Origin of the sequence: Streptomyces sp. NPDC057099, from assembly GCF_042671245.1 — a bacterium.
GTDB classification, from domain to species: domain Bacteria; phylum Actinomycetota; class Actinomycetes; order Streptomycetales; family Streptomycetaceae; genus Streptomyces; species Streptomyces purpurascens.
This window is the reverse complement of sequence record NZ_JBHUTX010000013.1, coordinates 19,910-42,620: the sequence shown is the minus strand read 5'-3', so window position 1 is coordinate 42,620 and position 22,711 is coordinate 19,910. Positions and strand designations below refer to the sequence as shown.

Sequence of the window (22,711 nt, the reverse complement as noted above, 5' to 3'; positions counted from 1 at the left end):
AGGGCTTTCTTTGGTATTTTTGTGTGGGTGGTATTTTGGGGCCCTGGCAAATGGATTGGGGTGCATCGGGGGGTTTGGGCCCTTGGTTTACGGGGCGGGGCGGGGGCGGCGTGGATCGCCACCACCGCCCGAAAAGCACTACGCCAGCCCGGGGCCCCGTACCGGAATGGACGTGAACGTCGGCGCCGGAGCCGGGTCCTGGAAGAAGTCGTTGCCCTTGTCGTCCACGACGATGAACGCCGGGAAGTCCTCGACCTCGATCTTCCAGACGGCCTCCATGCCGAGCTCCTCGTACTCGACGACCTCGACCTTCTTGATGCAGTCCTGGGCGAGGCGGGCGGCCGGGCCGCCGATGGAGCCGAGGTAGAAGCCGCCGTGGCTGTCGCAGGCGTCGGTGACCTGCTTGCTGCGGTTGCCCTTGGCCAGCATCACCTTGGAGCCGCCCGCCGCCTGGAACTGCTCCACGTAGGAGTCCATACGGCCGGCCGTGGTCGGGCCGAAGGAGCCGGACGCGTACCCCTCCGGCGTCTTCGCGGGGCCCGCGTAGTACACCGGGTGGTCCTTCAGGTACTGCGGCATCTCCTCGCCCGCGTCCAGCCGCTCCTTGATCTTGGCGTGCGCGATGTCACGGGCCACGACCAGCGGACCGGTGAGCGAGAGGCGCGTCTTCACCGGGTACTTCGTGAGCTCGGCGAGGATCTCGTCCATCGGCTGGTTCAGGTCGATCTTGACGACGTCGCCCTCCGACTCGAGCTGCTCGTCCGTCGTCTCCGGCAGGAACCGCGCCGGGTCCTTCTCCAACTGCTCCAGAAAGACACCCTCGGCCGTGATCTTCGCGACGGCCTGGCGGTCGGCGGAGCAGGACACCGCGATGGCGACCGGGCAGGACGCCCCGTGCCGCGGGAGGCGCACCACGCGCACGTCGTGGCAGAAGTACTTGCCGCCGAACTGCGCCCCGATCCCGATCTTCTGCGTCAGCTCGAAGACCTTCTGCTCCAGGTCCTCGTCCCGGAAGCCGTGCCCGAGGTCCGAACCCTCCGACGGGATCTCGTCCAGGTAGTGCGCGGAGGCGTACTTCGCCGTCTTCAGCGCGTACTCGGCGGACGTACCGCCGACCACGATCGCCAGGTGGTACGGCGGGCAGGCGGCCGTACCGAGCGAGCGGATCTTCTCCTCCAGGAACTTCATCATGGAGGCCTCGTTCAGAACGGCCTTCGTCTCCTGGTACAGGAACGACTTGTTGGCAGAGCCGCCGCCCTTGGCCATGAAGAGGAACTTGTAGGCGCCGCCGTCGGTCGCGTACAGCTCGATCTGCGCCGGGAGGTTGGAGCCCGTGTTCTTCTCGTCCCACATGGTCAGCGGGGCCATCTGCGAGTACCGCAGGTTCAGGTTCTGGTACGCGTCGTAGATACCGCGCGAGAGGGCCGCCTCGTCGCCGCCCTCCGTGAGCACGTTCTGTCCGCGCTTGCCCATGACGATCGCCGTGCCGGTGTCCTGGCACATGGGGAGGACGCCCGCGGCCGCGATGTTCGCGTTCTTCAGCAGGTCCAGCGCCACGAACTTGTCGTTGCCGGACGCCTCGGGGTCGTCGATGATGCGGCGCAGCTGCGTGAGGTGGGCCGGGCGCAGGTAGTGCTGGATGTCGTGGATGGCCTCCTCGGCGAGCTTGCGCAGCGCCTCCGGCTCCACCTTGAGGAAGGTCCGCCCGTCCGGTCCCTCGACCGTGGAGACACCCTCGGAGGTCACCAGCCGGTACGGCGTGGTGTCCTCTCCCTGGGGGAGCAGATCGGTGTACGCGAACTCAGGCATCTCGCCCATTCCTCACTCGACAGACGCGACCCGCCTCCTTTGGCGAGCGTCCACCAGCGTAGGACCTGCCTCTGACGGCGAGCTTGTGAGGTAAGGCTCAGTTCGCCACAGACGGGTCATCGCGCGGGGGTGTCGCGATCTATCGTGTTTGGGTACGCTGCTGTCGTGGACCTTCAGAAGCAGGACCTTCAGACGCAGGGGGCGCCCGCCGGCTCCGAGTTCCGCGCCTCCGACGCCGAGCGTGACCGCATCGCCGAGATCCTGCACGACGCCCTCGCCGAGGGCCGTCTCACCGCGGACGAGCATGCCGAGCGGGTCGACGGGGTGCTGCGCGCCAAGACGGTCGGCGAGCTGGACGTGTTCATACGGGACCTGCCCGCCGCCCACCGCCAGGGCCGGGCGCCGTCCCCCGCCCCGTACCGCCCGACCGCCGGCGCCATTCCGATGGACCCGGACGACAACGTGGTCGCGGTCTTCAGCGGAGCCGTCCGCAAGGGGCGTTGGCGCGCGGGCCGCCGTATCCACGCGTACGCGATCTTCGGCAGTGTCGAGATAGACCTCAGCGAGGCCCTCTTCGACCATCAGCAGGTCGTGATCAAGTCGTTCGCGGTCTTCGGCAGCGTCGACATCCGCGTCCCGGAGAACGTGTCGCTGCGCGGCATGGGCGGTGGCGTGCTCGGCAGCTTCGAGGTGGACACCCTCGACTCGGACGACCCGGAGGCCCCCGTCGTCTACGTGGACGGCTGGGCCGTCCTGGGCAGCGTCGAGGCGAGGCCCCGGCGCGGCAAGTTCGTCGCGGACATCCTGGACCGGGTGCAGCGCAAGGTCGACAAGAGTTTGCGCAAGCACCTGGATCATTGACAGTCGCGAATCCGCCCCGGGTTCGGAGCAAAACGGTGCACCGGTGACGCGGCCCCACGGACCTTGCGAACGGGGCGAATCCAGCGCTTCGGAACTCAGTGCATAGGCGCGCGTACAGCGGGTAGGCCTTGCTGCATCGTCTCTCGCTCGCGAAGCCGTCGTCAGGAGTAGACCGTGCTGCAACCGCCGCATTCGTCCCTGCAGGTAGCTGCCGTTCCGGCCCCGCGGGTGCCAGCGCGAGACAGGGATCAAGACGCCCCGTGGCACACCGAGGCGGTGTGCCGGCGGGATGAAGCGGGCCTGTTCTTCGCACCCTCCAAGGAGCCCACCGCGGCCCGGCTCTCCCGTGAGGAGGCGGCGAAGCGGGTCTGCGCCCGCTGTCCGGTGATGGTCGAATGCCGCGAACACGCCCTGCTCCAGCCCGAACCGTACGGCGTCTGGGGCGGCCTGACCGCCGCGGAACGCCGCGTGGTCCTGGCCCGGCGTCGCCGCCGTGACCTGGAGCTGAAGAAGGCGGCCCGTTCGTCGGACCGCATAGCCGCGGCAGGCTGAGCGACAGAGGAAGAGGGCGCCCCCACCGCACCGGGGGCGCCCTCTTCTTCGGCGTTTCCTCGACCCTCGACTTCCGGGCCTGGGGCTACTTCCCCTTGTCGAAGTCGATCGCGCTGTACGCCCGCAGCTTGCTCAGGCGGTGCTCAGAATCGATTCTGCGGACCGTGCCCGACCGCGACCGCATCACGATCGAGTCGGTCGTGGCGGTCTCGGCGCGGTAGCGAACCCCCCGCAGCAGCTCCCCGTCCGTGATCCCGGTCGCCACGAAGAACACGTTCTCGCCGGTGACCAGGTCCTCCGTGGTCAGCACCCGGTCGAGGTCGTGCCCGGCGTCGAGCGCCCGCTGCCGCTCCTCGTCGTCCTTGGGCCACAGCTTGCCCTGGATGGTGCCGCCCAGGCACTTCACGGCACAGGCCGAGATGATGCCCTCCGGCGTACCGCCGATGCCGAGCAGCAGGTCGACGCCCGTGCCCTCGCGCAGCGCCAGGATCGAGCCGGCCACGTCACCGTCGGAGATCAGCCTGATCCGCGCACCGGCCTCACGGATCTCCTTGATGATGCCCTCGTGCCGCGGCCGGTCCAGGATCACCACCGTCACGTCCTCGGGCGCGGACCGCTTGGCCTTGGCGACCCGGCGGATGTTCACCGCCACCGGCGCGTTGATGTCGACGAAGTCGGCCGCCTCGGGCCCGGTGACGAGCTTGTCCATGTAGAAGACCGCCGACGGGTCGAACATGGAGCCGCGCTCGGCCGCGGCCAGCACCGCGATCGCGTTCGTCATGCCCTTCGCGGTCAGCGTGGTGCCGTCGATCGGGTCCACGGCGATGTCGCACTCGGGCCCGGTCCCGTCCCCGACGCGTTCCCCGTTGAACAGCATGGGGGCCTCGTCCTTCTCCCCCTCGCCGATGACGACGACGCCGTTCATCGAGACGGTGGAGACGAGGGTCCGCATGGCGCGCACCGCGGCGCCGTCGGCGCCGTTCTTGTCACCGCGTCCCACCCAACGGCCCGCGGCCATGGCCGCTGCCTCGGTCACCCGGACCAGTTCCAGGGCGAGGTTGCGGTCGGGGGCCTCGGAGGGCACATCCAGTTCGGACGGCAAGTGATGATGCTCGGTCATCGGAGCGCACCTTTCTGTACGACGACGGCCGGATGAGGGCTTTGTCGCCCGACTCTATCGCCGAGGCGGCAAAATGAGCAGGGGCCCCCACGGATGAGCGCTCCGGAGACCTGCGACGATAGGGGGCGTGGCAGGCACGAACGGCAAGCAGAAGACGGCGCGGGACATGATCCTCTCCATGGGTGTCATCGTCCTCGTGGCGGGCTTCGTGTATCTCTTCATCCCGCACGACGACAGTCCGCCCGAAACCAAGGTGGTCGACTACCGGGTCGAACTGCTGACGGCACGCCGCGCCGCCCCGTACCCCGTGGCCGCGCCCGAGGGCCTGACCGACTCATGGAAGGCCACCTCCGTCCGCTATCAGGGCGACGAGTTCGACACCTGGCACCTCGGCTTCCACGATCCCGAGGGGGAGTACGTGGCGGTCGAGCAGTCCACTCAGCGGCGTCCCGTCTTCCTCGACGAGGCGACCCAGGGTGCGCAGGAGACCGGGAAGACCGAGAAGATCGCCGGCCGGACGTGGACCCGCTACGAGGGCGGCCGCTACGACGCGCTGGTCCTCGAGGACACCAAGGGCTCGACGACGGTCGTGACGGGCACCGCGTCGTTCGCGCGGCTGTCGAAGATGGCGGAGTCGCTGAAGACGGAGTGAGCCGCGCACTCGCGCAGGCATGACGAAGGCCCCCGGCGTGCTGCCGGGGGCCTTGTCCGTGTCCGGGATCTGTGTCCGGGAGGGGCTCAGACCGTGGTGACGACCTGGTCGAACTCCAGACGCGGGGAGCGCGGGTGCCAGGCGTCCGGGCCCGGGCGGCCGATGTTGACGATCATCAGCGGGGTGTGGTCGTCGTCCAGGAACTCCTTGCGCACGCCCTCGAAGTCGAAGCCGGTCATCGGGCCGGCGGCGAGACCGGCGGCGCGGACGCCGACGATGAAGTACGCGGCCTGCAGCGCGGCGTTCAGGCCGGCGGCGTTCTCACGGACCGGGCGCTCGGTGAAGAAGACGTCCTTGATCTGCGGCGCGGCCGGGAACAGGTGCGGCAGCTCCTCGTGGAACTCGTTGTCCGCGGAGAGGATCGCGACCAGCGGGGCGCTCGCCGTCTTGGCGCGGTTGCCCTCGGCCAGGTGCGGCACGAGGCGCTCGCGGGCCTCGGGGGAGCGGACCAGGGTGATGCGCAGCGGGGTCTGATTGAAGGCCGTCGGACCGTACTTGACCAGGTCGTAGATCGCCTGCACCTGCTCATCGGTCACCGGCTCGTCGGTGAAGGCGTTGGCGGTGCGGGCCTCACGGAACAGCAGGTCCTGGGCGGTGGGGTCAAGAACGAGGGACATGGATGCACTTTCTCGCGACGGTCGGTCCGGAAGATCGGCTGACATCCTCGACCGTACGCGAGTGAAGTTCAACGTTCAACTAACCTGAGGGTGTCGTGTGTCACGCCACACCGACCGGCCCGGTCCCGGTCGGTCTACTCGGTGTCCTCGTCCGCCGCGGCCTCCTCGGCCAGCGCCGCGTCCAGCCGCGCCCGCGCCCCGTCCAGCCAGCGCCGGCACACCTTGGCCAGCTCCTCGCCGCGCTCCCAGAGCGCCAGGGACTCCTCCAGCGTCGTGCCGCCCGCCTCCAGGCGCCGGACGACCTCGATCAGTTCGTCCCGCGCCTGCTCGTACCCGAGCGCCTCGGACGTGCCCGGCGTCTCATCAACCTCGCTGGTCATCCACCCACCCTATGTGTCCACTCGTACGGAGAACTCACCCTCGGAGACCCGGGCGCGCAGCGCCTCGCCGGCCTCCACCTCGCCGGGATCGCGGACGGCGTGCCCGTCCGTCTTCTGCAGCACGGCGTACCCGCGCTTCAGGGTCGCGGCGGGGGAGAGGGCCACCACGCGTGCGTGCGTGTGCGTCAGCTCCGAGTCGGCCCGGTCCAGCTGGTGCCGCAGACAGCGCCTGCCCCGGTCGAGCAGGTTCGCCACGTGGTCGGCGCGCTCGTCGATCATCCGGTGCGGGTCCTCTATCGACGGCCGCGCGAGGGCATGGGCGAGCCCGCGCTCCTCCCGCTCGACCAGCGCCGCCACGCACCGCCGCGCCCGGTCCCGCAGCAGCCGCACGCGCTCGTACTCCTCGCCGACGTCCGGTACGACCTTCTTGGCGGCGTCGGTCGGGGTGGAGGCGCGCAGGTCGGCGACGTGGTCGAGGAGCGGGTTGTCGGGCTCGTGCCCGATCGCGGACACCACGGGCGTACGGCACTGGGAGACCGTCCGGATCAGCTGCTCGTCGGAGAACGGCAGCAGGTCCTCCACACTGCCGCCGCCCCGCGCGACGATGATCACGTCGACGTCCTCGGCCGCGTCGAGCTCCTTCACGGCCTGCACGACCTGCGGCACGGCGTGCACGCCCTGCACGGCGACGTTGCGCACCTCGAAGCGGACGGCGGGCCAGCGGTGCCGGGCGTTCTCCAGGACGTCGCGCTCGGCGGCCGAGGCCCGTCCGCAGACCAGCCCCACGAGCTGCGGCAGGAACGGCAGCGGCTTCTTCCGCTCCGGCGCGAACAGCCCCTCCCGCGCGAGGGCCTTCTTCAGCTGCTCCAGCCGCGCGAGCAGCTCACCGACGCCGACGGGCCTTATCTCGGCGGCCCGCAGCGACAGCTGCCCCCGCGGGGCGTACCACTCCGGCTTCGCTAGGACGACGACCCGGGCGCCCTCGCTCACCACGTCCGCGACGGCGTCGAACACCTGCCGGTAGCAGGTGACGCCGACGGAGATGTCGTGCGACGGGTCGCGCAACGTCAGGAACACCACACCGGCGCCCGGCCGCCGCGACAACTGAGTGATCTGCCCCTCGACCCACACCGCCCCGAGCCGGTCGATCCATCCCCCGATGAGCCGCGACACCTCACCGACGGGCAGCGGGGATTCCGCGGACGTGTTCACAGCCATGCCGCGAGGGTAGTGGGCACCGGTGACAACAAGGCCCAGCCGCTCGGTGAGGTGTCCTCATGCTCCCGGAAGCCGAGACCGCGCCGCAGAGTGTGTTCCTCGCGTCCCGTCAGTCTTCCCGGGGACTCCACACCGACGCGATCTTCGACCCGCCGAACGCGGCCTTACGATGGGACGCATGTCTGCTTCGCCTGGCCGCCGTGTCCTGCTCGCCGCCCCCCGTGGCTACTGCGCGGGTGTGGACCGCGCCGTCATCGCCGTCGAGAAAGCGCTGGAGCAGTACGGGGCTCCGGTCTACGTCCGGCATGAGATCGTCCACAACAAGTACGTCGTGCAGACCCTGGAGAAGAAGGGCGCGATCTTCGTCGAGCAGACGGAGGAAGTGCCCCCGGGGAACATCGTCATGTTCTCCGCACACGGCGTTGCCCCTGTCGTCCACGAGGAGGCCGAGCGCGGCCGCCTCGCCACCATCGACGCCACCTGCCCCCTCGTCACCAAGGTCCACAAGGAAGCCGTCCGGTTCGCCAAGGATGACTACGACATCCTCCTGATCGGCCACGAGGGCCACGAGGAGGTCATCGGCACCTCCGGCGAGGCCCCCGAGCACATCCAGCTGGTCGACGGGCCGGGCGATGTCGCGAAGGTCGAGGTCCGCGACCCGTCCAAGGTCGTCTGGCTCTCCCAGACCACGCTGTCCGTCGACGAGACCATGGAGACCGTCGACGCGCTGCAGGAGAAGTTCCCGCAGCTCATCTCCCCGCCCAGCGACGACATCTGCTACGCCACGCAGAACCGTCAGCTCGCGGTGAAGCAGATGGGCGCCGAGTCGGAGCTGGTGATCGTGGTCGGCTCCCGCAACTCCTCCAACTCCGTGCGGCTCGTGGAGGTCGCCAAGAACGCGGGTGCGCGTGAGGCGTACCTCGTGGACTTCGCCGACGAGATCGACGAGGCCTGGCTGGAGGGCGTCTCCACGGTCGGCGTCACCTCGGGTGCCTCCGTCCCGGAGGTCCTGGTCGAGCAGGTCCTGGAGTGGCTCTCGCAGCGCGGCTTCGAAGACGTGGAGCTGGTCAAGGCGGCCGAGGAGTCCATCACGTTCTCCCTGCCCAAGGAGCTGCGCCGCGACCTGCGCGAGGAGGCGGCGACGCTGGCCGCCGAGCGCGGTGGGGCCGGCACCGGGACCGCCACCGGTGAAAATTCCGGGGAGTGATCGCGGAGCGGCTGGGGAGCGCTCGGGGAGTGCTCGGGGAGTCGCTGCGTGAGGAACGCCATCCGGCCGGTGACTGTCAGTCCTACGTCGTAACGTAGGGCCATGCAGATCTTCGGTGTGGACATCGGCGGTTCCGGGATCAAGGGCGCCCCGGTGGACCTGGACAAGGGTGACCTGGGGCAGGAGCGCCACAAGGTCCTCACCCCGCACCCGGCCACGCCCGACGGGGTGGCCGACGGCGTCAAGGAGGTCGTCGACCACTTCGGCTGGACGGGCCCGATCGGGGTCACCTTCCCGGGCGTGGTCACCGACGGAGCCGTGATCCGTACGGCGGCCAACGTCGACGACAGCTGGATCGACACCGACGCCCGCGCGCTGCTCGGCGAGCGGCTGGGCGGCCTGCCGGTGACAGTGGTGAACGACGCGGACGCGGCGGGCGTCGCCGAGATGCACTTCGGCGCCGGCCGCGGCCGCCAGGGCACGGTGATCGTGCTCACGCTCGGCACGGGTATCGGCAGCGCGGTCTTCGTCGACGGCGTCCTCGTCCCCAACACCGAGCTGGGCCATCTGGAGCTGGACGGGCACGACGCGGAGAAGCGGGCTTCCAGCAAGGCCCGGGAGGACCACGACATGACGTGGGAGCACTGGGCGGCGCACCGTGTGCGCAAGTACCTCGCCCACGTCGAGATGCTGTTCTCGCCGGAGCTGTTCATCATCGGCGGCGGCGTCAGCCGCAAGTCCCACAAGTTCCTGCCCCACATCGAGGGCATCAAGGCGGAGATCGTCCCGGCGCAGCTGCAGAACAACGCGGGGATCGTGGGGGCCGCGATGCGGGCGGCCGGGCACTAGGGCCTCCGGCGGGTGTCGGAGCCGGAGGGGCAGACGTCTTCCGGCGGCCGCGCGTCCTGGGGGCGGGTTTCCCGCCGCCGGGTGGCACATGGACGGTTGTCCGGCCGACCCGTGCCACACCGGCGGGCGCCGCACGGGTGGGCGCCAGTCCTACAGGTGTCCGCCGTCGGGTGCCTCGGTCCTCGGTAGTCGCCATCTCGGCACATGTCCGACCGTCGGGCGTCGTCCTGGCAGGTGTCCCGTCGGCAGTCGCCACCCTGGCGGGTGTCCCACCGGCGGGCGCCCCACGGACACGCACCACCCGGCAGGCGTCACACCGGCGGACGGGCCCCGGCTGCTGCTGCCGCCCGGCGCCTGTGCACCAGCCGGATTCGCCGGACGAGGACGATGAGCCCGGCGACGAGCGTCCCCCCGTACAGCCACCCGGCCTGCGTGGCGAGCGCCGTCACCAGCCCCATGAGCCTGCCGCCGGTCCCGCCGTCGCCGTCGGCCATCGGCAGCAGCCCCACGGCGAACGCGATCGGCACGACGACGGGCGCGATCATCAGATCCCCCCGCCGCACCCACAGGGCGGTCAGGACACACACCGGCAGGAACAGCACGCCGTAGGCCGTCAGAGACGCCCCGAACAGCACGGCACACAGCCCGCCGAGCAGGAACATCACCGCTCCGGAGAACAGTCCGCTGCCCAGCCCGGTCAGCCGGGGATTCGGCAGCCGTCCCGCAATGGGTGCGGACGCTGCCGACGCGGGCCCGGGCCGCCGTACCGCCGCCTCACTCCGCGCACCTCCCGCTCCACGTTTCGCCTGGGGTGGCAGTGACGATCCCGGCCGGTCACGTCGCGGTCCGTACCGGGCAGGTCGCGTCCTGTATTGCTCCACTGCACCAACGTAGGTCGTTTAATGTGCCGAATCGCCCCTCAGACACGCCGTGGGCCGGTGCCTGGCCAAGCGTTCGACGGGTCGCCGGGCCGCTTGCGGGTACGCCGTAGACTGGTGGATCGGCCGGTCCCCTGGCCCCCTGGCCCTCTCCACTCACGGGAAGTCGCAACGTGTCGCTCACGATCGGAATCGTCGGTCTGCCGAATGTCGGCAAGTCGACCCTGTTCAACGCCCTGACCAAGAACGACGTGCTGGCGGCCAACTACCCGTTCGCCACCATCGAGCCGAACGTGGGCGTCGTCGGCGTCCCCGACCCGCGGCTCGGCAAGCTCGCCGAGATCTTCAAGTCGGAGAAGGTCCTCCCGGCCACGGTCGACTTCGTCGACATCGCGGGCATCGTGCGCGGCGCGTCCGAGGGTGAGGGCCTGGGCAACAAGTTCCTGGCGAACATCCGTGAGTCGGACGCGATCTGCCAGGTCATCCGTGCCTTCGCTGACGAGAACGTCGTGCACGTGGACGGCAAGGTCTCGCCCAAGGACGACATCGAGACGATCAACACCGAGCTGATCCTGGCGGACCTCCAGACCATCGAGAAGGTCCTCCCGCGCCTCCAGAAGGAGTCGCGCATCAAGAAGGACATCGCCCCGAAGGTCAAGGCCGTCGAGGAGGCCAAGGAGATCCTGGAGAAGGGCGACACCCTCTTCGCGCACGGGATCGTCCAGGGCAGCGAGCGCAACGAGCTCCTGCACGACCTGCACCTGCTCACCACCAAGCCGTTCCTCTACGTCTTCAACGTCGACGAGGACGAACTGGTCGACGAGGACTTCAAGAACGAGCAGCGTGCCCTGGTCGCCCCCGCCGAGGCGATCTTCCTCAACGCCAAGCTGGAGGCGGACCTCGCCGAGCTCGACGAGGACGAGGCCCTCGAACTCCTCCAGTCCGTCGGCCAGGAAGAGCCCGGCCTCGCCACCCTCGCCCACGTCGGCTTCAACACCCTCGGCCTCCAGACCTACCTCACGGCCGGCCCCAAGGAATCCCGCGCCTGGACCATCAAGAAGGGCGCCACGGCCCCCGAGGCGGCCGGCGTCATCCACACCGACTTCCAGAAGGGCTTCATCAAGGCGGAGGTCATCTCCTTCGACGACCTGGTGGAGACGGGCTCGGTCGCGGAGGCCCGCGCGAAGGGCAAGGCGCGCATGGAGGGCAAGGAGTATGTGATGCAGGACGGGGATGTGGTGGAGTTCCGCTTCAACGTGTGAGCGGATGAAAGCAACACCACGTTGCTGACCGGGCAAACATGCAGGTCAAATGGGGTCCGTCTCCTCGGAGTCGGGCCCCTTGGTCGTTACCGGCCCGGAGCGCACCGGCTTTGTCGCGACGCTCGCGCAGCCGGTGCCGCCGGTCAGTGAACCGGTGCATGTCGCTCGTACACCGTCACCCTTCGGCCGCGGACCTGCTCTTCGGCCACCGGCGTGAAGTACTTCTTCAGCACGGCGGTCTTGGTCTTGTCCCGCTCGGCCGTCACCGGTCTCGCCACCTGGGCCATGTCCGTCACCAGCAGTATCCGTCGCTGGGTCAGCATTACCGCACGTATGCGACCTGGGCTCGCCTCCATGCCTTTCAGCGTCCCTGACGCCTCCGGGCTCACCTCGAGAGCGATGTCTCGCAGACCGGCGAAGGCGCTCGGAGAGACGGACTTGGTGTCGCGACGTGCCGAGGGGACGAAGAGCACCGCGCTCCCGGTGTTTTTCAGCCGCCGTACGTCCGACGCTATGGCCAGGACGTCGTCCACCCTGCTTGCGGGAGATCGCTTGGTGAGTGACTGCGGCAGCAGCGCCACCATCGCCGCGGTGACCACCGCGGGGAGAATCCACTTGGACGCTGTGGGGCGTCGGAGCCGTACCGCCTCTATGGCTGCGCCGACGACCGAGCCGATCAGGAGCGCCAGGCCCAGCAGGCTGTAGAGGATGTACCGGTCCAGGAACAGCGGCTGGATCATGGACAGAGCGACGAGCCCGATGTGCGGGACCGCCAGCAGAGGTAACCCGACGGCCGCCACCGACAGTTGGCCCGCTCGCGGCCGGTCCAGCAGGGCACCGAGGCCGCCGATAGCCATCAGGATCGCAGGACCGATCATCATGTGCCAGGACAGCGGCGGGATCCAGGACACCTGTGCGGACTGACCTCGGCTGAAGACGATCAACGGCAGCACACACGCTGTGGCGGCCACGGAGGCTGTCGTCCAGCGTGTCCGGATCTCGCTCCCGGCGCGGGTCCAGAGCAGGGTTGCCAGGTGTGCCGCGAGGATCATGAGCGAGAGCCAGTTCAGTAGCCCCATCAGCAGGATGGTGCTGCCGTAGACGGCCCAGTACAGCGTGCGGACACGTCTCTGGAGCAAGTTCACAAGCAGCAGTGTGGAGATCCCGCAACCGGCTGCCACCAGTGCGTACGACCGGCCTTCCTGCAGGTAGAACTGCACAGCCGGAAGCAGCCCGAGCGCCATCCCGCCCGCCAGGCCCACCCACACGCCGGCCAGTCGGTGTCCGATCACGGCCACGCATGCCGCCGCGATTCCCGTGGCCAGCACCGAGGGCAGTCGCAGGGTTGTGATGCTGGGCCCGAAGCATTCGAACAGCGCGTGCATGAGCAGGTAGTAGGACCCGTGCACGACGTCGACGTTCCCCAGCATCCGACAGATCTCAGCGGTGGAACGTTCGGCTACCTGCCAGGTCGCAGCCTCGTCCCGCCACACACTGTCCTGCCGTGACAGGCCCCACAGGCCGAGGGCGAAGGTCCACAGCATCGGGACCAGCCAGACGAGAACATCGCGACGTAGAGGGTCGGTTCCAGGTGCCGTGTCTGTTGTGAGGGCTTCTGGGTGGCGAGGCGATAAGCGTGACTTGCGGTCTATCGACATCAAGGAGGGCTTTCGGGGCGGGAGTTGAGCAGGGCGGGGTGGCAGCAGTCACCCGATGATCACGAATCGAACGCACTGTAGTGCCCCTGTGTGTGTCGTGGATGTTGAACCGGCCGCCCCGGCTGCCCGCCATGACCCGCTCTGGGGCAGGTGTCGCGTTCACGCCATAGTCTCAATTTCATTCCACATCTTTCACGCCACCTTCACCGTCGAAGTCGTTGTTTTCAGTCAACTCACCGGCGCCTAACGATCATCTCCTTGCGTCGGGGCCCTTCGCGCTTCAGAGTCTTGACTCGTTCACAACAAATCCATGTCGAGAGGTGATTCAGATGAACAAGAAAAACGTGGTCAAGGCTGCTGTTGCGTCCGCTGCCCTGCTTTTCGCGGCGGCCACTCCGGCGCTTGCTACGACCGTCGATGTCGCCGGCGGTAAGTGGAGTTACGACCAGGGCGCCAACACGGCGTGGTCGAACTTCAAGCACCCGTCGAACGATCACGCTTCCTCGGTGAAGATTGGCCGCCAGCTCTTCGGCAGTGGCTGCACCGACGCGGGGAGCTGGTCCCTGGCCTCGGGGACGAAGAACGGTGGCGGCATCTCGTACTACTACGACCCGAGCTGCTGATTCACCAGGTCGGCAGTCGAGTCCTGTATGCGGGGGCGGAACCGCTCTCGGGTATCTAGATCGACGCAGCTGTGGGGGCGAGTGTTGCTTGCCCCCACAGCTCCATTTCTTACGGATTGCTTCTTCCCGGACGTGCTCCAGAGCGCCCTCAACCTAGGTATCAGATGCTGCATCGAGGCATAAGATTCGTCCACGCCGCCACCTTGGCCTTCTCCGCAGTGCTGGCTTTCCTGTTCGTGCGCGGGCTGGACGAGACCGGAGTGCTGGGAAACTCGGCTCTGGTCGACGTCATCGACACCGACGGTTCGACGAGCGGAGCTCAAGTCGTCCGAGCTGTCGAGTCGTTCTCGAAAGAGCATGGAGTCGGGGTGGCTCGTGAGGTGACCGATCTGAGGAACCCGGACGGAATCCGGCATCTGTATCTGGCTCCGGGTGGATCCAGCGTCATGACAAAATCCTGGCTGGACGAAGGGTATCCGGCGTTCAGCAGGAACTATGAAACACGTGTACATCCGATTTCCGAGGTCGGGCAACTGGATCCCCGAGGCACCTACTACGTGTTCGGGTCATCAGCCGCTGCCGATTCCTTGCAGGCCTTCTTCGCTGACCTCGGCCTGACGGTGAGTGTCACGCATCCCTTGTCGTATGCCGAGCTGAGCGAACGATACTCGGACGATCCCCTGTTTCAGGCACTTGGTGTGGTTGCACTTGCCGCGCTGACGATGACAGGCGCGAGCGTGCTGCTCAATGCCAAAGCGTACGGAGTTCTCCGGATGCAGGGAATGTCCTTCATCGGCATCCTCCTCCGGGATCTGCGACAACTGGTGGTCTTCTGGCTCGCAGCCGTCGGCACCGTCGCTGCGGTGGCCCTCGCCTTCCTCGGCTTCTACAACGGCCTCGCCTGGCTGGGGCTGTTCGCTTCGGTGGCCGCGGCGGTGGCCGCCCTGCTGCTGGTCCTGGTGCTCTCGGTCCACGCGGCCATGCTGGCCCTGACGTTCAAGACCGACGTCCTGCCTGCTCTCAGGGGCGAGCTGCCTTCGCGCGCGGCCTCCATCAGCGTCTATCTCGTACGCATCCCCGCACTGCTGCTCGCTCTCAGTATCGCCACGAGCGTGACTCTTGCCGGCCGGGATGTACTGATGCGCCTGGAGAACCGGGACGCCTACGGCGCGGTGGGCGATGCGGTCTCGGTACGTCTCAGTGGTGCCTTCGCCATGCGCATGGATCAACTGAACGACCACGTGGGCCCGTGGCTGCGGCAGGCCGATGAGCGCGGTGAGGTTGTCCTCGCCGGGCGCAGAGATCTCCAGGTTTCCGCACCGGGCAGAGGTCTTCCGTCCGGTGAAATCCTCATCGTCAACGACACCTATCTCGAGAAGCAACCGATTATTGACCCCGCGGGACGGCGTCACGCCTCTGAAGCCCGCAGCGGCAGGGTTCCGGACTCGCGCGCGGTGCGGGTCATCATTCCCGAATCCCTTGCCTCTCATGCATCGACCATCACGAAGGCGGCATCCGGGATCATCGATCCGGGCCTCGACCGGAACGTTGCGCTTGAGACGCTCAGCAGCAGGGCGGGGCAGAGTGTTTTCGGGTACAACACCGGCGCCTATTCCTACAACTCGGCACACAGTCCTGATGAGGACAGGTCCATGGTGCGGGATCCGGTTCTCGTTGTCGTCCCCAACGGTTCACGCATCCTCAGGGACGATGCCTATACCGCATTCGCCACTCAGGCGGGAGTGGTGTTCCCCGACCCGGACGACGTGCTCAAGGGTGTCAAGGCGAACAGGCTGGACAACTACGTCAATTCCGTGAGCCCCGTCGGACAGAAAACAGCTCTGGACCTCAGGAACGCGGTCAACGAACTTCGATTGCAGATATTCAACCTGATCATTGCCGTGGCAGTCCTTCTTATTGCCGGTGTCGGCGTCTGCATCATCTACTCCCGCAAGAACGCGCAGAACATATTCGTGCGACACATCAGCGGTTGGAGATATGTTGCCACGCGCCGGTTCATTCTCGCCGTTGAGGCGGCCATCGCGGTCATCTTTGCCACGAGGATTCCGTTCGAGGCCTGGCAGCAGAAACAGGAACTGAAAGAGTTCGCTGCCGCGGGTGTGCCCGCCCCCTTCCAGCCCACTCACCTGACCACCCTGGATCTCGGTGTCATCACCGGACTCGTTGTTTTCGAGTTCGGGGCTGTCCTCCTCGCTCTGGCGTTCTTCCATCGCCGGATCGTGAAAGAAGGGGCGACCGCCACGTGAGCCTCTCGAGCGTCGGAACCCCTTCATCCAGCCGGAGTGCGTTGTGATCGATATAGAGAACCTTTCCAAGACCTTCGGTGCCCGTGTCTTGTGGCAGGACGTCAACTTCACTGTCGGCTCAGGCGAAATGCTCGCCCTCGTCGGCCCGAGCGGATCTGGTAAGTCGACCCTCCTCAATTGTCTCGGGTTGCTGGACAAGCCGACCGCCGGGGCGATCCGATACCAGGGGAAGGATCTGACTGGTTTCGGAAAGAGCGAGATCCGTCGGTTCCGGCGCGACACCCTCGGCTACCTGTTCCAGCACTACGCCCTGATCGAGAACGCGACCGTCGACGAGAATTTGGAGGTGGCCGTCAAGCCTCGGCGCTCAGCGCAGGGCAACGGCGGCTCGGCCCTCGCTGAGGCCCTCGACCGCGTGGGGCTGGCGGGGCGGGGAAAGGAGAAGGTTCTCCACCTCAGTGGTGGAGAGCAGCAGCGCGTGGCCTTGGCCCGCCTCATGGTGCAGCGGCCGGCCGTGGTGCTGGCGGACGAGCCCACCGGCGCCCTCGACGACGCCAACTCCACCGCCGTCATCGACATCCTCCGCGACATGAGCGAGGGCGGATGTGCCGTGGTCCTCGCCACCCACGACGCCGCCGTCCGGGACCGATGTGACGCCGTGTTTGCTGTCCATGAGTCCTCGCTCGTCGAAGCCTCACCACGCGAGTCGATCAGTCCTCTGATCCGCTCATGAGCGGCCGGAGCCACCGCCCTCGACGGTGCTGAGAGCCGCGTCGTACTGCTCCTCCGTCACCGGCTCCAGCCAGTTCGTGCCGTCGCCGTTCGTGTCGCCGGTGACGATGGCGATGTGGGCCAGGAGGTTGGTGTCGGTGGCGCCGTGCCAGTGTTCCTCGTTCGGGGGGCACTTGACGGTTTCGCCGGCGCTGACGCGGATGATGTGGCCGTCTCGGGTGCCGACGAGGCCGATGCCGTCGGTGATGTGCAGGACCTGGCCGAGGGCGTGGGAGTGCCAGTGGGTGCGGGCGCCGGGGGTGAAGCGGACCAGGGCGGCGGCGAGGCGGGCCGGTTCGGTGGGGGTCTCGATCATGTTGAGGTAGACGTCGCCGGTGAAGCGCTCGGCCGGGGCCTTGAGGGTGGGGGTGTGGGTGATGTGTTCCATGGTTCGCTCCTGTCGTCAGGCGTTTCGTCAGGCGTTTCGTCAGAGGGCTCGTCAGGCGTCTCGCGCGTCGGTGATCTGCTTGAGACGGGTGATCGCGGTCATGGCGTTGGGCCAGCCCGCGTAGAAGGCCAGGTGGGTGATCGCCTCGGACAGCTCCTCGGCACTCAGGCCGTTGTCCAGGGCCACGCCGAGGTGGTAGCCGAGCTGCTCGCCGCGGTACAGGGCGGCCAGCACGCTCACGGTCACCAGGCTGCGGTCGCGCGGGGACAGCCCGGGGCGTTCCCAGACGTCGGCGAACAGGACCTCGTCGGTGATCTCGACGAGCTTGGGCGCGATCCCGGCCAGCTCCTGGGGTGCGGACTGCTTCGGCATGGAAGTTCTCTCCTCGATTGCGACAGACTTGTGCGGGTTCGACCGCTGTCGCTATCGAGGAAAACGCGGCCCGGTGTGATGGGGAAGGGACTGCCGTTACAGGTACTGACAGGGCCCCCCACCCGCGGGACGCCCGGCCTAGCCTGGAAGGCGTGAGTACCGAGAGCGACGCCCGCGAGTTCCTGGCCTCCCGCCGCGCCAAGATCACGCCGCAGCAGGCGGGGCTGCCCGCCTACGGGGGTAATCGGCGGGTGCCGGGCCTGCGTCGCGAAGAGGTCGCGCTGCTCGCCGGCGTCAGCATCGACTACTACGTCCGCCTCGAACGCGGTCACCTCGCGGGCGCCTCCGAGGAGGTCCTCGATGCCGTGGCGAACGCTCTCCAGCTCGACGACGCCGAGCGCGCCCATCTGTTCGACCTGGCCCGTGCCGTCGCCAAGCGCCCGGCCCGTCGGTCCAGGCGCGTCCGTGGGCCCCTGCCGGACAGTGTCCTGCGCGTCCTGGCGTCGATGACCGACTCCCCGGCCTTCATCCGCAACGGTCGGCTGGACATCCTCGCGACCAACCACCTCGGCCGGGCCCTGTACTCCCCGCTGTTCCCCGACCGCACCGCACGGACGGTCAACATCGCCCGGTTCCAGTTCCTCGACGCCCGTGGCCGCGACTTCTTTCCCGACTGGGAGGAGTCCATGAACACCACGGTGTCCCTGCTGCGGACCGAGGCCGGACGCGCCCCTCACGACACAGCGCTGACCGGCCTGATCGGCGAGCTCGTCACCCGTAGCGAGGAGTTCCGCACCGCCTGGGCCAGGCACAACGTGCGCCTGCACCACACCGGCCGCAAGTCCTTCCGCCACCCCGAGGTCGGTGTCCTGACCCTCGACTTCGACGCCATGGAGCTGCCCGCCCAGCCCGGCCTCACCCTCACCGCCTACAGCGCCGCAGCCGGTTCCGCCGACCACGACGCCCTCCAGCTGCTCGCCGCGTGGGCCGCCACCGAGGAGGCGCCGGTCACCGGTGATCCCGCCGCCGCCCCCGATCAGGGGCGGCAGGGCTGAGCATGCCGGACCGCGCGCGGCGCCGGCCGGTCAGCGCGGCTTGGTCGCTCGGACGATCGCCGAGTGCATGCCGTCGGCCACCGCGTGGGTCGGGGTGATCTCCACGTCGGTGAAACCGGCGGCCTCCAGGCCCTGCCGGTACTCGGCGAAGGACAGCGCGCCGGCGATACAGCCGGCGTAGTCACCGCGCTCGGCACGCTGGGCGGGGGCGAGGGCGTCGTCGGCGACGACATCGGAGACGCCGATCCGGCCGCCGGGCCTCAGCACCCGGAACGTCTCGGCGAACACGGCCTGCTTGTCGGTGGACAGGTTGATCACGCAGTTGGAGATGACCACGTCGATCGTGTGCGCGGGCAGCGGGACGGCCTCGATGGTGCCCTTGAGGAACTCGACGTTCGTCGCGCCCGCCTTCTCGGCGTTGGCCAGGGCGAGTTCGAGCATCTCGTCGGTCATGTCCAGTCCGTACGCCTTGCCGGTCGGGCCGACGCGGCGGGCCGAGAGCAGGACGTCGATGCCGCCGCCGGAGCCGAGGTCGAGCACGCGTTCGCCGGTGCGGAGTTCGGCGACGGCGGTGGGGTTGCCGCAGCCGAGGGAGGCGGCGACCGCCGCGGCGGGCAGGGCGTCGCGCTCGGCGGTGGCGTAGAGGGTGGAGCCGAAGTTCTCGTCGACCTCGATGGGCTCGGGGCCGCAGCAGGCGGTGCCGCCCGTGGTGACCGACACGGCTGCCTCGGCGTATCGGCGGCGGACGATTTCGCGCAGGTCGGTGGAGTGCTCGCTCATGACAGTTGCCTCCGAACGGGCTGTATTGACGTTCATTGATGCAAGCTTGCGCCTTGAATCGAAAAACGTCAACATAGAGGCATGTCGAAACAAGAGCTCGAGGTGATCGGGCAGGACGCCGCCTGCTGCGAGGGCCTGGCCACCGCGCCCCTGGACGAGGAACGTGCCCGGGTACTGGCCAAGGTGTTCAAGGCGCTGGGCGACCCGGTGCGGCTGCGGCTGCTGTCGATGATCGCCTCGCGCGGGGAGGGCGGCGAGGTCTGCGTCTGCGAGCTGACCCCGGCCTTCGACCTGTCCCAGCCGACGATCTCCCACCACCTCAAGCTGCTCCGCCAGGCCGGTCTCATCGACTGCGAGCGGCGCGGAACGTGGGTGTACTACTGGGTGCTGCCCGGCGTCCTGGACCGGATCGCCGCGTTTCTGAGCGCGCCGGAGTCCGCTGGAGCTGTCGCGTGAGCATGTCGCGGACCGCCGGAACCGCTGCCGCACCCCCGCCCCTCCTCCGCCGCCTCGCCGCCGAAGCGCTCGGGACCGGGCTCCTGGTCGCCGTCGTCGTCGGGTCGGGGATCCAGGCCGCCCAGTTGTCGCACGACGCCGGCGTGCAGCTGCTCGCCAACTCCCTCGCCACCGTCCTCGGCCTGGCCGTGCTGATCACGCTGCTCGGGCCCGTCTCCGGCGCGCACTTCAACCCCGCCGTCACCCTCGCCGTCACTCTCGCCGACAGGTTCACCGGCCGCCGCGACGGCACCGGCCCGACCTGGCGGGAAGCCGCCGCGTACGTGCCCGCGCAGGTCGCCGGGGCGATCGGCGGCGCGGTCCTGGCCGACGCCATGTTCGGGAAGCCGCTGGTGAGGTTCTCCGCCCAGGACCGCTTCGCCGGGCATCTGTGGCTGGGCGAGGCCGTCGCCACGGCCGGGCTGATCCTGCTCGTTCTCGGCCTGGGGCGCATCGGCCGCACAGCCCTGGCCCCGGCCGCCGTGGCCTCGTACATCGGGGCCGCCTACTGGTTCACGTCCTCCACGGGCTTCGCCAACCCCGCGGTGACCGTCGGCCGTGCCTTCACCGACACCTTCGCCGGTATCGCCCCCGCCTCCGTCGCCCCGTTCATCGCTGCCCAGTTGCTCGGTGCCGCGCTCGGGCTGGGCGTCGTCGCGGTCGTCTACGGACGTTCCTCTGCCGCGACGCACGTGGTCGTCGTCCCGCACGGTGAGCCCGAAGTCGCCCCCACCTGACCGACCTTCCCCGTCTGCAAGGACACCGCCTGAAAGGACACCGCATGAGCGCTGCCGCCCCGCGCCCCTCCGTACTGTTCGTCTGCGTCCACAACGCCGGCCGCTCCCAGATGGCCGCCGCCTTCCTCGCCCGACTCGCCGGGGACCGGGTCGAGGTGCGTTCGGCGGGATCGGCGCCCGCCGCGACGGTGAACCCGGCCGTGGTGGAGGCGATGCGCGAGGCCGGTATCGACCTCTCCGCGGAGACCCCGAAGGTCCTCACCCCCGAGGCGGTCCAGGCGTCCGACGTGGTCGTCACCATGGGCTGCGGGGACACCTGCCCCGTCTTCCCCGGCAAGCGGTACCTGGACTGGCGGCTCGACGACCCGGCGGGCCAGGGCGTCGACGCCGTCCGGCCGATCCGGGACGCCATCGAGCAGCGCGTGCGCGGTCTGCTCGCCGAACTCGGCGTCCCGGACGGGTCAAGGAACTGACGGACCTTTACGCACGGGGCTCAGAACTGGAGCGCCCAGGCGTCGATCCGCCCGGTGTCCAGGCGGGCGTTGTCGCTCACCCGGAGGGTCCACGTGCCGTTGGCGGTCTCGGCCGAGGCGTTCACGGAGTACGTGGTGTCGATGTTGTCCGCACTGCCGCCGGTGCCGTACGACTTCAGGGTGTACGCCGTGCCGTCGGGGGCGATCAGCTGGACCTGGAGGTCACCGATGTAGGTGTGGACGATGTGGACCTCGACGGCCAGGGCCGAGGGTGCGTTGCCGGTGACGCCGGAGACGGTCACCGGGGACTCGGCGGTGGCGTTGTCGGCGATGGCCTGGTCGGCGGTGTTCTCGAAGCGCGGGCCGGGCGGGGTGGTCGTGCCGCCGCCCACGTAGAGGAGCCGGTTGGGGGAACCGCTGCCGGGGCTGGTGACGACGCCGGTGGTGGCGGCGGCCGTCAGCGCGGCGGAGACCTGCGCGGGAGTGGCCGTGGGGTTGGCGGCCAGGTGGAGGGCGGCGGCTCCGGCGACGTGCGGGCTCGCCATCGACGTACCGGAGATGGTGTTGGTCGCCGAGTCGCCGGAGTTCCACGACGAGGTGATGGACGAGCCGGGCGCGAACAGGTCCAGCACCGTCCCGTAGTTGGAGTAGCTCGCCTTCGCGTCGCTCGACGTCGTGGCGCCGACCGTGACGGCCTCGGTGACACGCGCCGGAGACCGGGTGGAGGCGTTGGTGGACTCGTTGCCCGCCGCGACCACGAAGGTGACGCCGGAGGTGATGGCATTGCGTACGGCGGTGTCGATGGCCGTGTCGGCGGGGCCGCCGAGGGACATGTTCGCGACGGCCGGCTTGACCGCGTTCCGCGCGACCCAGTCGATGCCCGCGACGACCTGGGCGGTGGTGCCCTGGCCCGAGTTGTTCAGCACGCGGACCCCGACGACCTTGGCCTGCTTGGCGACGCCGTAGGCGCTCCCGGCGACCGTGCCGGCGACGTGCGTACCGTGACCGTGGCCGTCCTGGGCGGTGTTGTCGTTGTCGACGGCGTCGTAGCCGTAGGAGGCGCGCCCGCCGAAGTCGCTGTGGGTGATGCGGACGCCGGTGTCGATGACGTACGCCGTGACGCCCTGGCCCGCCGAATCCGGGTAGGTGTAGGAGCTGTTCAGCGGCAGGTTCTTCTGGTCGATGCGGTCCAGGCCCCAGGAGGGCGGGCTGGGCTGCGTCCCGGTGACGCCGTAGATCCTGTCCTGGACGACGGAGGCGACGGCCGGGTCGGCGGCGAGACGTTTCGCCTCGGACGCGGACGCCTCGACGGCGTAGCCGTTCAGGGCCTTGGTGTACGTCCGCTCGATGTCGGCGCCGTACTTGTGCGCCAGGGCGCGGCCTTCGGCGGAACCGGCCTTCGCGGTCCTCAGGGTGACGATGTAGCTGTCGGCGACGGCGTTCGCGGCGCCCTCGTACTGGACGCGTCCCCCGTCTGCGACCGGGGCCGCGCCGGCGGGGAGGGCGGAGACGAGGCTCGCGACGAGCGCCGCGGTGGCCGTCGCGCCGAGCGCGGCCAGTCTTCGCCGGGTGGATCCGTGCGGGGTGCGGGGAGTACGCATCACTGCCATCTGAGGGATCCTCCTCA

At 68.8% G+C, this 22,711-nt stretch carries 24 protein-coding genes; 13 read left to right on the top strand and 11 right to left on the bottom strand.

Annotation, left to right across the window (positions count from 1 at the left end):
- Positions 1 to 138: 138 nt before the first annotated feature.
- The gene (locus ACFT4A_RS18915) at positions 139 to 1,809 is read right to left on the bottom strand and encodes a fumarate hydratase (protein WP_382831525.1); all 1,671 of its coding nucleotides are present in this window, start codon (positions 1,807 to 1,809) and stop codon (positions 139 to 141) included.
- Positions 1,810 to 1,974: 165 nt separating this feature from the next.
- Between ACFT4A_RS18915 and ACFT4A_RS18910 the strand changes: the two genes are divergently transcribed.
- Together ACFT4A_RS18910 and ACFT4A_RS18905 are read left to right on the top strand one after the other, a co-directional pair.
- Positions 1,975 to 2,670 carry a DUF1707 domain-containing protein gene (locus tag ACFT4A_RS18910; RefSeq protein ID WP_382831523.1) on the top strand — a complete coding sequence of 232 codons (696 nt, stop codon included), beginning with the start codon at positions 1,975 to 1,977 and terminating at the stop codon, positions 2,668 to 2,670.
- A 174-nt stretch (positions 2,671 to 2,844) separates the two neighbouring features.
- Complete coding sequence (locus ACFT4A_RS18905; RefSeq protein WP_184590908.1) at positions 2,845 to 3,222, top strand: WhiB family transcriptional regulator; 378 nt, start codon at positions 2,845 to 2,847, stop codon at positions 3,220 to 3,222.
- An 85-nt stretch (positions 3,223 to 3,307) separates the two neighbouring features.
- On the opposite strand, the gene glpX is transcribed toward ACFT4A_RS18905, so the two are convergent.
- Entirely contained in the window at positions 3,308 to 4,342 is a 1,035-nt protein-coding gene (gene glpX / locus ACFT4A_RS18900; RefSeq protein WP_382831521.1) for a class II fructose-bisphosphatase, read from the bottom strand.
- Positions 4,343 to 4,469: 127 nt separating this feature from the next.
- Between glpX and ACFT4A_RS18895 the strand changes: the two genes are divergently transcribed.
- The gene (locus ACFT4A_RS18895; RefSeq protein ID WP_382831518.1) at positions 4,470 to 4,994 is read left to right on the top strand and encodes a DUF4245 domain-containing protein; all 525 of its coding nucleotides are present in this window, start codon (positions 4,470 to 4,472) and stop codon (positions 4,992 to 4,994) included.
- Between the two features lie 86 nt (positions 4,995 to 5,080).
- On the opposite strand, the gene ACFT4A_RS18890 is transcribed toward ACFT4A_RS18895, so the two are convergent.
- From ACFT4A_RS18890 to xseA, 3 genes are all read right to left on the bottom strand, one after another.
- Positions 5,081 to 5,671 (bottom strand): malonic semialdehyde reductase, encoded by a 591-nt coding sequence (locus ACFT4A_RS18890; protein WP_382831515.1) that lies wholly within the window; start codon positions 5,669 to 5,671, stop codon positions 5,081 to 5,083.
- Between the two features lie 134 nt (positions 5,672 to 5,805).
- On the bottom strand, positions 5,806 to 6,051 hold the full coding sequence (locus tag ACFT4A_RS18885; protein WP_382831513.1) for an exodeoxyribonuclease VII small subunit: 246 nt from the start codon (positions 6,049 to 6,051) through the stop codon (positions 5,806 to 5,808).
- Between the two features lie 9 nt (positions 6,052 to 6,060).
- Positions 6,061 to 7,269, bottom strand: a complete 1,209-nt coding sequence (xseA, locus tag ACFT4A_RS18880; RefSeq protein ID WP_382831510.1) for an exodeoxyribonuclease VII large subunit — start codon at positions 7,267 to 7,269, stop codon at positions 6,061 to 6,063.
- A 169-nt stretch (positions 7,270 to 7,438) separates the two neighbouring features.
- Between xseA and ACFT4A_RS18875 the strand changes: the two genes are divergently transcribed.
- Together ACFT4A_RS18875 and ppgK are read left to right on the top strand one after the other, a co-directional pair.
- Positions 7,439 to 8,476, top strand: a complete 1,038-nt coding sequence (locus tag ACFT4A_RS18875) for a 4-hydroxy-3-methylbut-2-enyl diphosphate reductase (protein ID WP_382831508.1) — start codon at positions 7,439 to 7,441, stop codon at positions 8,474 to 8,476.
- Between the two features lie 102 nt (positions 8,477 to 8,578).
- Complete coding sequence (gene ppgK / locus ACFT4A_RS18870; protein ID WP_382831505.1) at positions 8,579 to 9,325, top strand: polyphosphate--glucose phosphotransferase; 747 nt, start codon at positions 8,579 to 8,581, stop codon at positions 9,323 to 9,325.
- A 311-nt stretch (positions 9,326 to 9,636) separates the two neighbouring features.
- On the opposite strand, the gene ACFT4A_RS18865 is transcribed toward ppgK, so the two are convergent.
- Positions 9,637 to 10,206, bottom strand: a complete 570-nt coding sequence (locus ACFT4A_RS18865) for a DUF6542 domain-containing protein (protein ID WP_382831502.1) — start codon at positions 10,204 to 10,206, stop codon at positions 9,637 to 9,639.
- Between the two features lie 170 nt (positions 10,207 to 10,376).
- Between ACFT4A_RS18865 and ychF the strand changes: the two genes are divergently transcribed.
- On the top strand, positions 10,377 to 11,465 hold the full coding sequence (gene ychF, locus ACFT4A_RS18860) for a redox-regulated ATPase YchF (RefSeq protein ID WP_382831499.1): 1,089 nt from the start codon (positions 10,377 to 10,379) through the stop codon (positions 11,463 to 11,465).
- Positions 11,466 to 11,608: 143 nt separating this feature from the next.
- Here ychF and ACFT4A_RS18855 read toward each other — a convergent pair whose 3' ends face one another.
- A complete protein-coding gene (locus ACFT4A_RS18855; protein ID WP_382831496.1) occupies positions 11,609 to 13,009 on the bottom strand; it encodes a hypothetical protein in 1,401 nt (466 codons plus the stop codon).
- Positions 13,010 to 13,452: 443 nt separating this feature from the next.
- Here ACFT4A_RS18855 and ACFT4A_RS18850 point away from each other — a divergent pair, with 443 nt between their 5' ends.
- The 3 genes from ACFT4A_RS18850 (at position 13,453) to ACFT4A_RS18840 (ending at position 16,746) form a co-directional block, all read left to right on the top strand.
- On the top strand, positions 13,453 to 13,746 hold the full coding sequence (locus tag ACFT4A_RS18850; RefSeq protein WP_382831494.1) for a lactococcin 972 family bacteriocin: 294 nt from the start codon (positions 13,453 to 13,455) through the stop codon (positions 13,744 to 13,746).
- A 164-nt stretch (positions 13,747 to 13,910) separates the two neighbouring features.
- Entirely contained in the window at positions 13,911 to 16,013 is a 2,103-nt protein-coding gene (locus tag ACFT4A_RS18845) for a hypothetical protein (protein WP_382831491.1), read from the top strand.
- Between the two features lie 43 nt (positions 16,014 to 16,056).
- Entirely contained in the window at positions 16,057 to 16,746 is a 690-nt protein-coding gene (locus tag ACFT4A_RS18840; RefSeq protein ID WP_382831488.1) for an ABC transporter ATP-binding protein, read from the top strand.
- Here the strand turns inward: ACFT4A_RS18840 and ACFT4A_RS18835 are convergent.
- Together ACFT4A_RS18835 and ACFT4A_RS18830 are read right to left on the bottom strand one after the other, a co-directional pair.
- Positions 16,741 to 17,172, bottom strand: coding sequence for a cupin domain-containing protein (locus ACFT4A_RS18835; RefSeq protein ID WP_382831485.1), 432 nt, complete (start codon positions 17,170 to 17,172; stop codon positions 16,741 to 16,743). The genes ACFT4A_RS18840 and ACFT4A_RS18835 overlap by 6 nt on opposite strands.
- A 51-nt stretch (positions 17,173 to 17,223) precedes the next feature.
- Positions 17,224 to 17,544, bottom strand: a complete 321-nt coding sequence (locus ACFT4A_RS18830; RefSeq protein ID WP_382831482.1) for a carboxymuconolactone decarboxylase family protein — start codon at positions 17,542 to 17,544, stop codon at positions 17,224 to 17,226.
- Positions 17,545 to 17,696: 152 nt separating this feature from the next.
- On the opposite strand from ACFT4A_RS18830, the gene ACFT4A_RS18825 reads away from it, so the two are divergent.
- Positions 17,697 to 18,599 (top strand): helix-turn-helix transcriptional regulator, encoded by a 903-nt coding sequence (locus ACFT4A_RS18825; RefSeq protein ID WP_382831480.1) that lies wholly within the window; start codon positions 17,697 to 17,699, stop codon positions 18,597 to 18,599.
- Between the two features lie 30 nt (positions 18,600 to 18,629).
- On the opposite strand, the gene arsM is transcribed toward ACFT4A_RS18825, so the two are convergent.
- Positions 18,630 to 19,379, bottom strand: a complete 750-nt coding sequence (gene arsM / locus ACFT4A_RS18820; protein WP_382831478.1) for an arsenite methyltransferase — start codon at positions 19,377 to 19,379, stop codon at positions 18,630 to 18,632.
- 81 nt (positions 19,380 to 19,460) lie between these two features.
- Between arsM and ACFT4A_RS18815 the strand changes: the two genes are divergently transcribed.
- Genes ACFT4A_RS18815 through ACFT4A_RS18805 form a run of 3 tightly spaced genes read left to right on the top strand, consistent with a single transcriptional unit; the run spans position 19,461 to position 21,084 of the window.
- The gene (locus ACFT4A_RS18815) at positions 19,461 to 19,835 is read left to right on the top strand and encodes an ArsR/SmtB family transcription factor (protein WP_382831476.1); all 375 of its coding nucleotides are present in this window, start codon (positions 19,461 to 19,463) and stop codon (positions 19,833 to 19,835) included.
- 2 nt (positions 19,836 to 19,837) lie between these two features.
- Positions 19,838 to 20,611 carry an aquaporin gene (locus ACFT4A_RS18810; RefSeq protein WP_382831809.1) on the top strand — a complete coding sequence of 258 codons (774 nt, stop codon included), beginning with the start codon at positions 19,838 to 19,840 and terminating at the stop codon, positions 20,609 to 20,611.
- Between the two features lie 44 nt (positions 20,612 to 20,655).
- The gene (locus ACFT4A_RS18805; RefSeq protein WP_382831473.1) at positions 20,656 to 21,084 is read left to right on the top strand and encodes an arsenate reductase ArsC; all 429 of its coding nucleotides are present in this window, start codon (positions 20,656 to 20,658) and stop codon (positions 21,082 to 21,084) included.
- Between the two features lie 20 nt (positions 21,085 to 21,104).
- Here ACFT4A_RS18805 and ACFT4A_RS18800 read toward each other — a convergent pair whose 3' ends face one another.
- Positions 21,105 to 22,694, bottom strand: a complete 1,590-nt coding sequence (locus tag ACFT4A_RS18800) for a S8 family serine peptidase (protein WP_382831471.1) — start codon at positions 22,692 to 22,694, stop codon at positions 21,105 to 21,107.
- Positions 22,695 to 22,711 lie beyond the last annotated feature (17 nt).